11 protein-coding genes are annotated in these 15,725 nt (G+C 39.2%); 7 read left to right on the top strand and 4 right to left on the bottom strand.

Annotated features, from left to right (window positions below; translation table 11 throughout):
* Positions 1-16: 16 nt before the first annotated feature.
* The gene (locus M3205_RS02870; RefSeq protein WP_095245138.1) at positions 17-1,138 is read left to right on the top strand and encodes a hypothetical protein; all 1,122 of its coding nucleotides are present in this window, start codon (positions 17-19) and stop codon (positions 1,136-1,138) included.
* A gap of 10 nt (positions 1,139-1,148) precedes the next feature.
* On the opposite strand, the gene M3205_RS02865 is transcribed toward M3205_RS02870, so the two are convergent.
* Positions 1,149-1,613, bottom strand: coding sequence for a hypothetical protein (locus M3205_RS02865; RefSeq protein ID WP_095245137.1), 465 nt, complete (start codon positions 1,611-1,613; stop codon positions 1,149-1,151).
* A 364-nt stretch (positions 1,614-1,977) separates the two neighbouring features.
* Between M3205_RS02865 and M3205_RS02860 the strand changes: the two genes are divergently transcribed.
* The gene (locus M3205_RS02860) at positions 1,978-2,454 is read left to right on the top strand and encodes a carboxymuconolactone decarboxylase family protein (protein ID WP_095245136.1); all 477 of its coding nucleotides are present in this window, start codon (positions 1,978-1,980) and stop codon (positions 2,452-2,454) included.
* Between the two features lie 136 nt (positions 2,455-2,590).
* On the opposite strand, the gene sigJ is transcribed toward M3205_RS02860, so the two are convergent.
* A complete protein-coding gene (sigJ, locus tag M3205_RS02855; RefSeq protein ID WP_251168551.1) occupies positions 2,591-3,448 on the bottom strand; it encodes an RNA polymerase sigma factor SigJ in 858 nt (285 codons plus the stop codon).
* 255 nt (positions 3,449-3,703) lie between these two features.
* Here sigJ and M3205_RS02850 point away from each other — a divergent pair, with 255 nt between their 5' ends.
* From M3205_RS02850 to M3205_RS02830, 5 genes are all read left to right on the top strand, one after another.
* Entirely contained in the window at positions 3,704-5,149 is a 1,446-nt protein-coding gene (locus tag M3205_RS02850; RefSeq protein WP_251168550.1) for a spore germination protein, read from the top strand.
* Positions 5,146-6,312, top strand: a complete 1,167-nt coding sequence (locus M3205_RS02845; RefSeq protein ID WP_251168549.1) for a Ger(x)C family spore germination protein — start codon at positions 5,146-5,148, stop codon at positions 6,310-6,312. The genes M3205_RS02850 and M3205_RS02845 overlap by 4 nt, the downstream gene beginning before the upstream one ends.
* Positions 6,313-6,333: 21 nt before the next feature.
* On the top strand, positions 6,334-7,434 hold the full coding sequence (locus tag M3205_RS02840; protein WP_251168548.1) for a GerAB/ArcD/ProY family transporter: 1,101 nt from the start codon (positions 6,334-6,336) through the stop codon (positions 7,432-7,434).
* A 286-nt stretch (positions 7,435-7,720) separates the two neighbouring features.
* Positions 7,721-8,608, top strand: coding sequence for a LysR family transcriptional regulator (locus M3205_RS02835; protein ID WP_251168547.1), 888 nt, complete (start codon positions 7,721-7,723; stop codon positions 8,606-8,608).
* A 414-nt stretch (positions 8,609-9,022) separates the two neighbouring features.
* On the top strand, positions 9,023-13,036 hold the full coding sequence (locus M3205_RS02830) for a S8 family serine peptidase (protein ID WP_251168546.1): 4,014 nt from the start codon (positions 9,023-9,025) through the stop codon (positions 13,034-13,036).
* Positions 13,037-13,998: 962 nt separating this feature from the next.
* Here M3205_RS02830 and M3205_RS02825 read toward each other — a convergent pair.
* Both M3205_RS02825 and M3205_RS02820 read right to left on the bottom strand, forming a co-directional pair.
* Positions 13,999-14,796, bottom strand: coding sequence for a carbonic anhydrase (locus M3205_RS02825; RefSeq protein WP_251168545.1), 798 nt, complete (start codon positions 14,794-14,796; stop codon positions 13,999-14,001).
* Between the two features lie 783 nt (positions 14,797-15,579).
* Positions 15,580-15,725 (bottom strand): transposase (locus M3205_RS02820; protein ID WP_251168627.1); only part of this gene is annotated, 146 nt, incomplete at its 5' end.

Below are 15,725 nucleotides of genomic sequence, written 5' to 3'. Positions count from 1 at the left end.
AAAGGAGTGAAGGTAAATGAGCGAGGTTAAATCGTTAGTCCAAGAGAATTTAGAAATAGAGGAGAACAGTGTCCCGATTCCTTTAACGAGAAAATGGACAAGGGTTGAAGCAGTCGGTCTTGGTTTAGTCATCCTCTCACTGCTCGTATTGTTAATCACGCCAGGTACATTAGCCGGGTTATTTACTTCCATTGTCGATCAAGTTTTCCCGGTTATCGTAGGGATATTTTTAACCGGTACGGTAGGGGTTTCCATTATTGTTAGTGTCATTATTGGCCGGGTACTGGAAAGGCTGGGATTTACGGATGCGCTAATTCGGATCTTCATTCCTGTTACAAAACTGATGAAAGTCAATTCAGCGGTTATCATTCCAAGTATATATAATATTCTTGGTGATATTAATGCTGCCGGGAAAATTGCCGGACCGATCTTGATCCGTTCAGGAGCAACAAAAGCAGAGCAGAAAATAGCGGTAGCCACCATGGTTCAATCCCAACAGTCATTTGCTACATTTATGTTAGGCATGGTTGCACTAACGGCAGTAGGGGCCAATGCCTTTATCGTGGTCGTGCTGGCTGTTTTCATGCCTGTCATTGTTGTCCCGTTTCTGCTTTCTAAAACCATTTACCGGGATACGAAAGCTGTCCAAATTGCAAAACTGCCCCAATTTACACCGAAGACTGGATTTCTCCCGACTTTGTTTAATGGAGCCAGGGAGGGGGCAGAGCTTTTATTCCTTCTCATTATACCGGCTGCCGCTGTCGTGTTTGCTGCAATTGGGGTTTTGGATTACATTGGCATATGGTCAAAATTTGAATCCGGCTTATCAGCCGTTTTGTTAGCTCTAAATATTCATCCTGAGACCGGAATTCTCTCCATATTGGCTAGCCCGGCGCTGGCAATGGCCCAGCTTTCGGAAGTTGCGGGTTCTTTGGATCCGCGTTTGGTCATCGGCTCCTTCGTATTAGCTTCATCCGGTTTGCCTTTGGCTACTATCTTTGGTCAAATTCCGGTTATATGGGCAGCTAATTCTGACCTTAGTGAAAAGGAGGCAATGGGAGCGGCTTTATTAGGAATCGTCATGCGTATTTTGACAGCCTTTTTAATAGTTTATTTCTTAACGCCGATATTGGTTTAATGCTCCAAGATTAAATTTTTCCCAGCAAAAATGAGAGATCGATCAAATATTGATCAGGAGGGATCTTTTTAATTGATTGGGGATCCAGGTGGAGCTCTGTTTTTCTTAACAGATTGTTTTCCTCGCCCCACAAGAAAAGAACGGCCGTTTGATGAATGGGTTCCATAATCCCTTTCATCGGCGCAAGCAATTCAATCTTAAGATCATCCAAGGGAAAATCAGGACGGCTAATAAGCTTACAAGGTGCTGTTTGGAGGGGTTCATAGTGATTTCTTGTATGATCAGATAGATAATGGATTCTCCCGGTAGCTGTAATTCTTTTATCAGGGAGGATCAGTCCTGATTCATGATAGATATCTCTTCCGATTGAGGAAGGGATCTTTTTTTTGTTCCATAAAATGGACATCGAAAAAGTGTGGCCAGGCAAAATCGTCCATGCTCTCTTGGCTATCAGTTCAAATCCGATAAAGGACATGGCTATCCCTCTTTCCTGTTGCTCGATACTGATGTTTATGCACTAAAAATCTAAAAATAACTGGGTTCTTAAGTATACTCTCAGCAAACGGTAATAAATGTTAAATGAAAATAGGTGCCCTTTATAGTGCGCGCATTTTTAAAGAATTAAGTGTCACAAAAGAAATCACAGAATCGTTATATATATGAGCTAGATTAAGAGAGGCAGGTGAAAGATGAAAAGTAGCGATTATATAGTAATTAATGAACTAGAATTAATAATATTGTTTTGTATAAAGACATCATGAATGGGTCGATTTTTCCTTAAACTAGATTTTATTCCAGTAGAATATCAATTAATAATAAAGAATAGGGGTATATCAGATATGACACAGCGAATTAATTATATGCAGCAATCACCAGAATTCTTTCATAAAATGATGGCACTGAGCAACGCAGAAAAGGAAAGTTCTATTGAAGAAAAAACCCTTCATCTCGTTCATATTAGAGCTTCACAATTGAATGGGTGCGGCTTCTGCCTGGATATGCATATCAAGCAGGCAAAAATCCATGGTGAGACGGAGCTTCGCCTATATCATACTCCTATTTGGCGGGAATCCAACTTGTTTAGCCAACGCGAACGAGCTGCGCTGGAATGGACAGAGATTTTAACAAAGATGCCTGAACACGGAGTGTCTGATAGTATTTATGAATATGTTCGAGAGCAGTTTTCAAAAAAGGAAATATCAGATCTTACCTTCTCGGTAATGGCAATTAATGCGTGGAACCGCATTAACGTTGCTTTCAAAACGGTTCCTGGATCAGCTGACACTGCATTTGGATTGACAAAAGCTGGACTTTAATTCTTAACTACGTCAGTACGGGTCAGGTGCTTTAATAGACTCAATGAAATAATAAAAAATCAACAAGACCCGTAGATAATCCATTTGAAATGGCTATCTTACGGGTCTTGTATAATAATTCTATTAATCCTCTAGATCATAATTTCTGTAGTTTATCAGGGTTTCGAATTATATAGATATTGCGTATTAGATTTCCCTCTGCGTGTATGATCCCCAAAGTATGAATACCCTCATTGGATCGAAGAATGAAAGCAGGTTGCTCGTTAACTTGTGCGGTTTCAATATATGGAGTCCCCTCAATCATTGACACATTGCGTAAAGGTCCAAGAAGAAATTGGGCTACGAGATCTTGTGTTTTAATTGGATATTCGGCAGCCCTTGCCTTCCCGCCGCCATCTGATACAAGTACAATGTTTTGGTCCAGCACTGATACCATCTGTTTCATGTTTCCCTGTTTTAGTGCTTCCAGAAAATCATCAATTAGCTCTTTAGAAGTTATCTCAGTTTGCATAAGTTCTTCAGAGGTAATCCCCATTTTTGAACGGGCACGACTAAAGAGCTTCCGGCAGTTCACCTCACTTTTTTCAATGGTCTCTGCAATTTCCGGATAGTCGAATCCAAGTGCCTCACGAAGGACAAAGACAACACGCTCTGTTGGCGTCAGTCTTTCAAGCAGTACTATCATAGCGTAAGACAGAAGATCGTCACGCTCGACGGATTCCATTGAATCTATAGTCGAATTCAGGAGGGGTTCCGGCAGCCATTCTCCAAAATAATGCTCTCTTTTTTTTCGGGCTGATTTTTGTATATCACGACAGCGATTTGTAACCATCTTGCAAAGATAGGCTTTAGGCTCAGTGAGCTTCTCCTTTGGTACCTCATATAATTTCAAAAAAACATCATGCACAACGTCTTCTGCGTCTGAAGCAGTTCCTGTCAGCTGATAGGCAAGCTTAAACAGCAATGGTTTATATTGCTTGTACATCTCTAGCATTGTTTCACTTCCATTCTTTATCTATAAATTGCTGATTCATAGCAGAGGCTACAACTATAGAACGAGCAGAGAACAGATTTTGTGACAAAGATAGGAGAGCTTGTGAAATTAGTACATAACATTTCCTGTTTTGCTGCTAATATGTGCTTGTTTCACACTATGCTGCTGTTATATCTAAATAGCACAACTCCCGCATATTTCTGGGGGGAATGGTTATAATACCCAAGGAATCCGAAGCAGCTGGAGTGATCAGTCGTGCGTTTCATTAGCAAATCTATCCAAGAGAATGAGAAATACCTGAAAGAAAAATTTAACCGTTCGTCAGACATTGTAATACGCACGCTGGTATTAAAGAATGAAACCATTCTTTTATTTATTTATTTAGAAGGACTGACCAAGGTGCAGAGTGTAGAGGAAAATATTCTAAAACCTCTCATTTTCAGCGGATTGCCGTCAGGGATTGATGTAATTGAATCACTGTCTGAGATGCTTAGACGCGAATGGGTTCCACTTACAAATGTTAAGTCTGAGAGGTCCTTGGAGGAATTAGTGCAGCATGTACTGAAGGGAAGTCTTGTTATATTGGCTGATGGTGAAACTTCTGCGGTCATCGCTCAGGTTCAGGATTTCGAGAAGAGAAGCATTCAAGAATCACAAAAGGAATCAACCTTGCGCGGAACAAAGGAGGCTTTCGTCGAGAGTATTCGAACAAATACTTCACTGATTAGGCGAAGGATCATTCATCCGCAATTAAAGATGGAATCCTCTACGATAGGAACTTATACGCAAACGGAAGTTGTCCTTGCCTACATACAAGGGCACGCCGATGAGAGTGTCATATCACAAGTTAGAACCAGGCTTGAAAAGATTGATGCTGACGGAGTAATCGACTCAGCTTATATAGAGGAGTGGATTGAAAATAATCCTTTATCCATGTTCTCACAAATTCAGAATACGGAAAGGCCGGATATTGTTACAGCTTGTTTATTAGAAGGAAAGGTCGCCATCATTACAAATGGAACGCCATTTGTCCTTATTCTTCCCTTTACTTTTTGGGAGGGACTGCAATCAGCAGACGACTTTTTTGAGAGATTTGTGTTCATTACTTTGACGAGAATCATACGGTACTTGATGACCTTCATTTCTTTCGCTTTACCTGCTATTTATGTCGCGCTAACGACATTCCACCCTGAGATGGTACCGCGACAGCTAATGTTCAGTATTGCTGCAGCCAGAGAGAATTCACCCTTCCCGACCTTCTTTGAGGTATTTCTTATGATGGTCGTATTTGACGGATTGCAAGAGGCCGGCGTTCATCTTCCAAACCGGCTCGGTCCCGTAATGAGCATAATAGGGGCTCTCATTATTGGACAGGCAGCTGTAGAAGCTGGCATCATATCGACGCCAATTATCATTGTGATTTCTTTAACGGGCGTAGCGGGATACACTATTGCTAGATATAGTGCGACACTTCCTTTTCGAATCATTCGCTACCTTATGTTGTTTATTACAGGTGCACTCGGTTTCTTCGGATTTGCCTTTGGCATTATTATCTTATTGATTCATCTTGTTACACTTGAGTCTTTTGGAACTCCCTATTTCAGTCCGGTAGCCCCGTTTGATGGCAAAAAAATTAAAAACCTCGTAATCCGCTCACCACTATGGAGTAAGAACAGACAGAAGAAAGAGAGTGTAAAATGAGACGACGGATTATATTCACTTTTATATCGTTTTTTCTACTCATTTTAGCCTCTGGCTGTGAGAATTTTGTTGAACCGAACCAATTAGCTTTCGTTATCGGCACGGCATTGGACCATGATGAAAGCGGTGTAATCGAGGTTAGCCATCAAATTGTCATTCCTTCACAGATCAGTGGAAGTGAAGGGGGAGGCAGTTCCAGCGGCTCAGAAAGTTTTATTGTCTTATCGGCCAAAGGCAAAGATATTATTGAAGCCAACCGGAAGATTCAGAGAAAGATGTCCCGCAGATTAATGGAAAATCATCGCATCCTTATTGCTCTTAGTGAAGAACTATTTGAAAAGCATGATGTAAGCCAATTATTTGATAAGCTAAACAGGGATCCTGCAAACAATCTAAGAGACATTACGATTATGATAAAAGGCGGAAATGCAAGGGACTTTCTTATGCAAGGACACCCGATGGATCATCTGTCCAGCGTCGCAGCTGGTAAAGAAATGAAGTTGAGCAGAATGAGTAAATTCACATCCAAACAGCTTGCTATTGACATACTTTCAGATGGATACAGACCCTTGATTCCGGTATTCAATGTTGAAGAAATTCAAGTGAGCAGTAATAAGAAGCAGTCAATAGGATTACTGTCAGGCTTTGCTGTTATGAACAAGGATCTTAAAGTCAGTGGAATTCTGGATGATGTGGAAGGTTCAGAAGCGGCCTGGATGGCAGGGAAAAGAACATTTCAGGGCATCACGATTCCCTGGAAGGACGGAAAAGGCGCTTTATCATTTAGGTTTAGCAGGCTCAAACGGCAAATACATTCTGTAAAAGGCGAAGATCCGAATCACATTATTTTAACCGTAAAGGCGCAGGCCTATCTGCTTGAAAATACAACACCATTGGATTTGTACGAAGTAGAAAACATTGTAGAAGTACAGAAGTACCTTAACGAGCAAGTTCAAAAGGAATTACAGCAAACTGTAGATAAAGTGCAGGAATTAGGGCCTGATGTTTTTGGTATAGGAGAACACCTGCATCGTGAATTTCCATATTGGTGGAAATCACAAAAGGACGAATGGGATGATAACTTTAAGGAAACGAACGTTACAGTAAAGGCAAAAATTAGGATAAGGTCGCTTGGAACGAGTGGAAAAAGATTCAGTAAATGAGTATACGGAGGGAATAGAAGGATGAAGGTATCCGGTTATCAATTATTTTGGATGATTAGTATCTCTTCCATCATCTTATTTTCCTATGTCCCTATCAAGCTGGCTGCTGAACATACGTTCCAGGATGCATGGATTTCCATTTTCCTTGGAGGCATGATTATGATGGCTATTACATGGATCATGCTTCAAGTATGCAATCAAAATAAAGACAAAACGTTAGTAGAGTTTATGAAGGATCTTTTAGGCACCTTCCTTGGAAAAACACTAGTCACTTTTTATTTCATACATTGGTTTATACAAATGTCTACCATAACAAGAGGTATCACTGAATTTCAAAACCTAGTACTGCTGCACGAGATGCCGATGACCATTATTTTACTGTGCATGTTGTTTTTGATTGTCTATGTCATGTTTAAGGGTGGGATTATAGCGATTAGCCGCTGCGCAGAGGTGATTGGCCCTTTTTTTATCTTTTTGTATTTCATCCAGTTAATATTAAGTCCACAGGAGATGGACTTAAATCGAATATTGCCAGTCTTTGTGGATTCGGGCTGGGGAAATATTTTGAAGGGTACTTTATATTCATTCAACTATATGATCGATCCTTCGATCATTCTCATGCTCTTTTTCTTTGCTGAAAATAAACGCACTGCAGCAAGAGGGATTTTTTGGGGAACTGCGGTGGCTATGCTTTGGGGGTTACTGACCACACTGTCTCTCCTGTTTATAACCGGACCAAATATTACCGCTGAAATGGTCGTTCCAGTATACTCGATTACGAAGCTTGTATCCATTCTGGATTTTATTCAAAATATCGATGCCCTTTATATTACCTTCTGGGTCTTGGGTGCATTTATAAAGTTATCAGTAGTCTTGTTCATCCTTAGCTATGGATTAGCCGAGTGGACCGGATATAGGAATTGGAAGCTCATCGCTTGCGTCACGGTGCTGGTATTGATGGCATTTGTTATTTATAGTACATATGATATTCGCATTGGATACGAATTTAAAACAATGTATTTAATTGGTTTCCTTTATCCAATGATCTATATTTTCGTTCCGATTTTGTTATGGGTGTTAGGAAGTATAAAGCATCTCCGAAAACTTTCCAGCGTCAAGTAAGCCAGTTGGATTTAAATTTATTTTATTTTTCATGCTTCCTTGTCACAAAAGGAAGCATGAAGTCGTTATATTGGCGTTAAGTTTGCAGATGAGGAGATGATATGCAGATAAAAATCGTAAGTGCGAGGGATGAATACATACAACAACAGCAACAAAGACTGATCCCAATTTATTTATAGATTAAATGGAATACAACTTGAGTTATGCAAGAATTTTAGTCTTGCTTCCGATCAGTTTTACATTAATACCCCGATAAAATTGCTAGCGCAAAGTTGGTGAAAATATTTTGGAATTAAGGCAATTAGAATACTTTATGGCAATTTGTGAAGAAATGCATTTTACTAGGACTGCTGATAAACTTCGAATTGGACAACCTACTTTAAGCTATCAAATTAAAGCTTTGGAAAATGAATTGGGTGTTCGATTATTTGACCGTTTGGGGAAAAAAATCGCAATTACAGAAGCAGGTAAAATCCTTCATGAACATTGTATAAAAGTATTCCAGAATTTAAATTGTGCGAATGAACAGATAGAAGAGCTTCAAAAAAATAAAAGAGGAAAATTAGTTATCGGTACCCTTCCAGGAGATTTAAATCACCTTGCATCAATGGTTGCAATCGCATTTCATGCCAAGTATCCGGACATTCGGGTTAAAATAATTTCATTTAATGATGTGACGGAGAGGGTAAAACAAAACGAATTAGACCTGGCTCTGACTCTGAAGCAATCCTCAGATGAAAGCTTGACATATATTCCATTATATGAGGATGAGTATTTTTTAGCAGTCCGGGCAGGCCATGAGTGGAATGAAAAAAAAGAAATAGATTTTAGGGAGTTAAAAGATATCCCCCTCATTTTAAACCCTAAAAGTCACTTGTTTAGGCAATCCCTTGAGGATGATTGTATATCTTTTGGAATGGAACTCAGGCCAGTCATTGAATCAACCGACTCAGGATCGATGTTAAGTGTAGTGAAGCGAGGAATTGGTGCCGCTATTATTTCATGTACCCTCATCTCTCAGGAAGATGAAGGACTAAAAGTAATAAAAATTATCAATCCTACGATTAAAAGAGAAATCACTATTGTTCACCATAAACAAAAGTATTTAGGTACAGCTGCAAGAGGTTTTATCGAATTATTTATGAAGTATATTAAGGAAAAAAATCCGTCATGAAAATCTAGCGCGGCAGCATTTCTCATTATATGAGTAGTTGTTCGTTCAATTGTCCCTAGAGTAGTAGGAGGGCATCTCAGACTCGGTAAGCTGAGCTCCTAGAAGCGTCTTAATACTATGCAAGGAAAAAATACTTACCCCTGACAACTAATGTCAGGGGATTTCTGTATTTCATGTTAATTTATCACCAGATGTGTCAAATCCATTCTTTTTTTATGGCTAATTATAGGGAATCATCTAATTTTTGAATGATTTTCATTAAAAATATTGTATTGTTTAAATTTCAGAATTTATCTACTATTATGTCTAGTGTTTGAGTGTATCTAAAGGAGGAATGAATCATGGTTTTTTTATTGAGCCTGTTACTTTAGCAGATTTTGCAACTAAAAAATATTGAGAGGAGAATCAGTCATTTTGAAAAGACGATTCCGCATAATTCAAATCACTTTAATTTCCCTATTATCTTTCATTCTTTTATTAAACCTTGCTCTACCAACTAACACAAAAGCAGGAGTTAAATATGAAGAAAGATTACCAAGGTCTGCTTTTGATATTACTTCAGAGACTAATAAGATTAATTCAAAAGTAACCAAACAATTTCAGGAACAAGATAAAGTGACCTTCCTAATTAAGTTAAAGGATCAAGTGGATACGAATAAGGTTGCAATGATTGAAGCTGAAAAAGCGAATAAACAGAAACAAACCCCTGCAGCTGCAACCCTTCATGTTCGCTCTGCCATTGTATCCTCATTAAGAAATAAGGCAACAGAGACACAGGCTGAGATCATGAATTTCCTGGAGCAATCAAAATCAGAAGGCAATGTAAATAACTTCCAATCCTTCTATATTGTGAATGCTATCGCAGTGACAGCAACGGAAAATGTGATGGAGAAACTCGCAAAGTATCCTGAGGTAGCAAAAGTGCTCCCAAATGAAACACGTCAACTGTTCGCACCTATTACTCCTAAGGTGATACCTTCCAATAAAACCGCATCCACTGTGGAATGGGGAGTGAAAAGAGTCGGTGCACCACAAGTATGGGATATGGGAATCGACGGCTCTGGCATTGTGGTCGCGAGCATTGATACAGGAGTTCAATGGGATCATCCCGCATTAAAGGAAAAGTACCGGGGTTATAATTCAATGCAGCCAAGTCAGCCGGAACATCAAGTGAACTGGTTTGATGCTATTGATGGAGAAGAAGCTCCATATGATGATTTAAAACATGGTACCCATACGGTTGGGACAATTCTTGGTTCGGAATCTGATGGAAGCAACCAAATTGGTGTTGCGCCTGCTGCAAAATGGATTGCGGTTAAAGCATTCTCTGAGGTAGGCGGTAAAGATATCGACTTGCTCGAGGCTGGGGAATGGATATTGGCTCCAAAAGATGCGGAAGGTAATCCACATCCTGAATTGGCCCCAGATATAGTAAACAACTCATGGGGTGGAGGGGCAAATCTGGATGAATGGTATCTTCCTATGGTGCAAAATTGGAGGTCTGCTAATATATTCCCAGTATTTGCGGCTGGCAATAGCGGTCCAGTTGAGGGGACGATTTCCAATCCAGCAAATTATCCCGAGTCTTTTGCTGTTGCAGCAACAGATGAACAGAATTCACTTGCTTGGTTTTCATCTCGAGGGCCATCTCCATATGACGATATTAAACCGGATGTTTCTGCTCCAGGTGTGTCTATTCGTTCAGCTGTACCTACTAATGACTACGAGCTTATGAGTGGTACATCTATGGCGACGCCTCATATTGCAGGAGTTGTGGCATTATTAAAACAAGCAAATGCCTCTCTGACAATTGAGCAGCTAGAAAAAATTATGATGGAAACAGCAATACCATTAACAGACTCAGATTATTCCGCTTCTCCAAACTATGGATTTGGGCACGGATTTGTCAATGCATATAATGCAATTACATCAATAAATTCTGGAACCGGAATGATTCAAGGCGAAGTTGTCTATGACGGAAAAGATGCAGTCAATCCTACTTATCAGCATACATCACGAGAATTTATATTCGACCAGGTCGATTTACCATTAACTATTGAAGCGCAAGATAACATAAGTGTAAGGTCTGTAGAAATTCAGTATTTAGTAGATCAGAAGTGGAAAAAAATAATAGCGGATAGAACGGCTGGAGACTATAGAAAGGGAACCTATCAGGCAGTTATACCAGGTGAAGATATAAGGAATGGTACATTTTTGTATAAATGGAGAATAGTAGATTATGGAGAAAATGAAGTCACCTCCTCCACCTATGAAATAGAAGTTAAGCCTGCAATCACCATTGGGTATTCTCATGATTTTGAATCCTTTCCAGAAGGCTGGTATTCTGAGGGGATTCATAACGATTGGGAATGGGGAGCTCCTGTAGAACGACCAGATAAGGCTTATTCCGGACAAAGGGTATATGGTACAAATGTGGATGGAGCGCATGCGATTAATTCGGCTTCTCTTCTTCACATGCCTCCAATAGACCTCCCGGATGGCAAGAATTCATACTTGCAGTTTAAGCAATGGTATGACTTTAGTCCGGATGGAGTGGGAGAATCTACAGACTTTGGTGCAGTTCTAGTCTCTTTAGATGGTGAGAATTGGGAAAGGCTTTATAGAACGGAACCAACTAAGTCTCATCATGAGATTCCGATAGAGTACTCAACAGAAGACTGGACTGATGCGGAGGTAGATCTTACTGCTTACGCTGGAAAGCGGATTTATATCAGTTTTTATATGAATGCTATCCTAACAGGCTTTGAAACAAGAGAGTATTTAGGTTGGTATTTAGATGATATCGGGTTATCTGAAAAAACAGGCATAATAACCGAAGAACAGACGATAGATGAAAATAACAAAAATATTGAGGTCCATGTGAAAGAGAGTGCTGACAACACTGTATTGGCCCCGAATGCTGCATATGTTGAAAATACAACAATTCATTCCAATGTATTGCCAATCGGGGGAAAAGTAACACTACTAGATTCAGGGTATTCTGTAGCGACTAATCCCGCTAATGGCACGTATGTAATGATGCATAATCCAGGGGATTTCAAGATACGTGCAGAAGCATATGGTTTTCATTCCAAAGAACAGCTCGTTTCAATTCCAGAGAATGGTATCGTCCAATCAGACTTCAATTTGCAGCCCTTAGCAAACGGAACGATCCAGGGGATTGTCAAAGACATAGCTACTGGGAAGCCTCTTAAGGACGCTGTTCTTTCATTAGTTGAGGATGCATCCATCACCCCGGTGAAAACAGACAGTAAAGGCCGATTTACGCTGACTGCTTTTGAAGGCAGCTATACGTTACATGTGTTCAAAAACAATTATGTATATAAAGAGCTTTCTGTTACAATATCGCCTAGGAAAAAAACGAAAAAGAATATTGAACTGAAGAGATATATAGGCTTTCCTGGAGAAGTCGGTTATGATGATGGAACTGGAGAAAATTCCTGGTTTTGGAGAGGTGCTAATAATGGCTTTGGTATTAGAATGTCTCTGGAAAAAGGAATTACAAAATCGTGGGTAACAGGTGGACTATTCAAAATTAATACCAATTTTCCTTCTGAAGGATCAACTCGGTTTCAAGTTGCTGTATACGATTCCTCTGGTCCAAATGGAGCTCCTGGAATAAGAATCGCAGGCCCATTTAATGCTGATGCACGGACAGATGGAGAGTGGACGCATGTAGATTTAACGGATAAAAATATTTTTGTTACAGGAGATTTCTTTCTAGTCTATATACAGCCTGATGCATCGTCCGCAGGTACCTCGCCAAGTCTTTATAGTGACCATGATGGTCCTTTTCATGACCGGAATTGGGATCTGTTTAATGGAAAATGGACGAATAATTTGGAACCTGAATATGGGAATATGATGATAAGAGCGATCGTGAACAATGCGATTCCAGCTCCTGTAATCGAGACGCCGTTAGATAATACGTTTACCAATAAAGCAACTGTACAGGTAAAAGGAACTGTCTTCTCTTCACACACTGTGAAAATACAAAACAATGGCAAAGAAGCAGCATCTGGGGCAAGCAAAAAGGATGGTACCTTCCATCTATCCCTCAAATTAAAGGATGGAGGGAATAGGATAACTGCAACAGGATGGACAAAAGATGGAAGCACGGATGTTTCCTCACCGGTTAACATTATTTTAGATGAAAAAAATCCTATAATAAGAGATGTTAAAGTTAACGGCAAGAAAGAAATAGGTCAAAGTGTGACTATTCAGGGTACCGTAAAAGACGATTATCTGGAGGAAGTCCTCTTACAAGGAGAAAATGTTGAAGTAGATTCAAAAGGAAATTTCCATCATCAAGTTGAATTAAAAAAAGGAATTAATACAATTATCGTTCAGGCTGCTGATAAAGCTGATAACACGGCAAGTAAAATAATTACCATTAAAGCCAAATAGTCTTGATGAAAGAAAAGCAGAGCAAGCCAAATAAGTGCAAAAAGTGCTCGCTGTAAGTAAGAGTGTGTATGAAATGAAAAACTATATTCCTAGACTGACCTAGTTATACGAGACAGTAATAATAAGACATAAGCTTAGGCTGCCATATCACCAAATTCTATTGGTGTGCGGTAGCCTAATTTTCATCGGATACTCTCTGTTATAAAACATCACAAATTGATGTACACGTTCTCTTACTTCATCTAAAGACTAACATACTGAAATTCCTCTGATTATGATTCGAATGAAAAGACTCAATTACAGTTGCCTCTTCGCGATATAAAACTGACTAAGTCCTTCTTATTTTATTGTAGACTGTATTTGGAAAAAAGAGAGCTTAGATTGCTCTAAGCTCAAAAATAGGGGGTCAACTGTTTGAATAGTTCGACCAATTTCATTATAACTGATTCAAAATATAAATTAAACACAAAAATGTATAAAAACGATTTATTTTTTATAATTATTCAATGTTACCTTTTGGATAAGTGACTAATAATCCTATTATTGTAAATTTCTGAGCTGCGGCTCAACAATTGTATACAGTTATCGTAATCGTATGGGTGTGGTGTAATAATACAGAAAAAAGTTATTGCCTATTTTACGAGGAACTCCAAAATAGTCGTTTGGTTTTGCAAGGAGATAGTATTGAGACAATACTGAATAAAAATACAAATATTGGCTGAATGGAAACACGCATGGGTAAAGGAATCCATGCGTGTTTTGTCATGGCAGCATTAACCTCCGATAAACGGATTGACACCCTTAAAATTGTTATCTGTTCTTTTTAATGATGGACTGACTGGAGCTCGTAGCTAGATTTATCGAAAAAACCATTATTCAAAGATTCTCGTCCAATGTGCAGATTGATGAGTATTTCAGGCAAATTTACGTTCCTCGCTTTTAACCGGTGCAAGGCAAACCTTTCACTCTAATTCAGAAACTGTTCTTTCATTAAGAGGCTGAATTGGCCTGCTATTATTAGGGAAGATAGAACCAAAATCATTAATTTGTTCTTTCGACAGCTCAATAGACTGCTCTAAAACGAACCATTTTACTCCCTCAGAACAAGGCGGTGTAGTTAATGATCCGTTATAGCTAAAGAGTTTTTTCTCCTTCGGCAATAAGTTTTCAAGGTTTATAGTCTTGTCCAAAATAACATCCTTCTCCGTTTTCTCTTGTGGAAGTGCAGCCCAGATTTCTTCAAGTACTTTATTTTCATTTCCAGCATTAATAAGAAATCCAAGAACAGCCAACTGTCCTTCTTTGTTTTGATGAACTAAATGTCCTTCCATTTCAAAATTATTTCCGTTAAGCTGGTGTTCACTGGGATTATGAAAGTGCATTTGCTTCAGTATATACTCTTCATCATTTACAATTATGTTATTTCTGCCGGAAGCATCATTAGCTTGTATAGTATGGCCATTGTTCATAAGTGTAAAAGCTGTGGGGCTATAGTTGATTTTAATTTCACTTAAAGTTTTACCGGTCTGTTCATTAGTTAGTTCAATGTCGATTGGTGACTGTTCTGTACCGTCTGCGCAGGCAGAAAATGCATCGATTCTTCCCCAATGTTCCGGACCTGTATCTCCATTGTAAGACCAATGGGTCTCACTCTTATCCGAATCCTTTTTCTCGGGCAGCGTTTGTGTAGCAGAAGTACAGGAAGTCATGAATAGTAAGACAGTTCCAAGAAATAATTTTGTAAATATATTATTTTTCATATATTCTCCTTTCAAATTTCGGGTATGCGTCTAAAAAATTTCCTAGGTTTATTATTGTAAAATTTAGAATAAAATGGAACATTACTTTATACTTAATTTTTTCAGTATAATTAATTGAATGACAATATGCCTACTTGGTGTCTTTTTATATATTTGCGTAGGCTGTTTTCGCAAAGTTTGTTGCTATTTATATTATATTTACAGAGTTGATTGGAGTGGAAGGTGCGAGATCCTCGAAAATGCATTCGCATTTTCTTCGTGCGGTGTCTACTCAAGGTAGCCTATTCAACGTCCTACGGGAGTAGCGGGACAGGTGAGACCCCACCAGACTCGTAGCGTCGAGGATGCTCACCGCCCGCCCCGTGGTTCGCTGAGCATCCTCTCACTCCAATCAACGGACAACATTGATAAGCGAAAAAACAACAATTTATACGAAAAGAGCCTTTGCGTAAAAGCGGCAGGAGTTTTTTGCCCGTATGGAAGTAAATGACTTAATGGCGGATTGGCTGACATGAGAAAAGCTCTAGTACTATAGCTAGAGCTTTTCTCATGGTTGGACAGTATTTTTTTTGAGGGGGACTAGTGAATGGAAACAGGGCCTGATCCCGCATAAGGATAATTAACCGAATCCTCTCGATGATTATATGTCAGAAAAAGTGATGGGGGACACTCTTTAATATAAATGGGGCTGGGACAAAACTAGCTTCAGATAGTAAGAAAGGTGAATTTGAGTGCGCTCAAATTCACCTTTCTCTTATTTCAGGGTATTAATTCTTTAAATTCTTATTTTTTGGCAGTGAATTTCCTTAAATTCACTGCCATTAACGCGAGACCCATTTCGTTTTCCGCCTTCAATTTTCCGCGTACAGAAAACCGGGTGAAACGCAAATTAGCCTTCAAGAATCCAAAAACTGGTTCCACATCGATTT

Origin of the sequence: Cytobacillus firmus, from assembly GCF_023715565.1 — a bacterium.
GTDB classification, from domain to species: Bacteria; Bacillota; Bacilli; order Bacillales; family Cytobacillaceae; genus Cytobacillus; species Cytobacillus firmus_C.
This window is presented reverse-complemented; position numbering and strand designations above follow the sequence as displayed.

Excerpts from the sequence above, each read along its gene's own strand:
- M3205_RS02840 (WP_251168548.1), top strand. The coding sequence starts at position 6,334 with ATGAAGGTATCCGGTTATCAATTATTTTGGATGATTAGTATCTCTTCC.
- sigJ (WP_251168551.1), bottom strand. The coding sequence starts at position 3,448 with ATGCTAGAGATGTACAAGCAATATAAACCATTGCTGTTTAAGCTTGCC.
- M3205_RS02825 (WP_251168545.1), bottom strand. The coding sequence starts at position 14,796 with ATGAAAAATAATATATTTACAAAATTATTTCTTGGAACTGTCTTACTA.
- M3205_RS02865 (WP_095245137.1), bottom strand. The coding sequence starts at position 1,613 with ATGTCCTTTATCGGATTTGAACTGATAGCCAAGAGAGCATGGACGATT.
- M3205_RS02860 (WP_095245136.1), top strand. The coding sequence starts at position 1,978 with ATGACACAGCGAATTAATTATATGCAGCAATCACCAGAATTCTTTCAT.
- M3205_RS02845 (WP_251168549.1), top strand. The coding sequence starts at position 5,146 with ATGAGACGACGGATTATATTCACTTTTATATCGTTTTTTCTACTCATT.
- M3205_RS02870 (WP_095245138.1), top strand. The coding sequence starts at position 17 with ATGAGCGAGGTTAAATCGTTAGTCCAAGAGAATTTAGAAATAGAGGAG.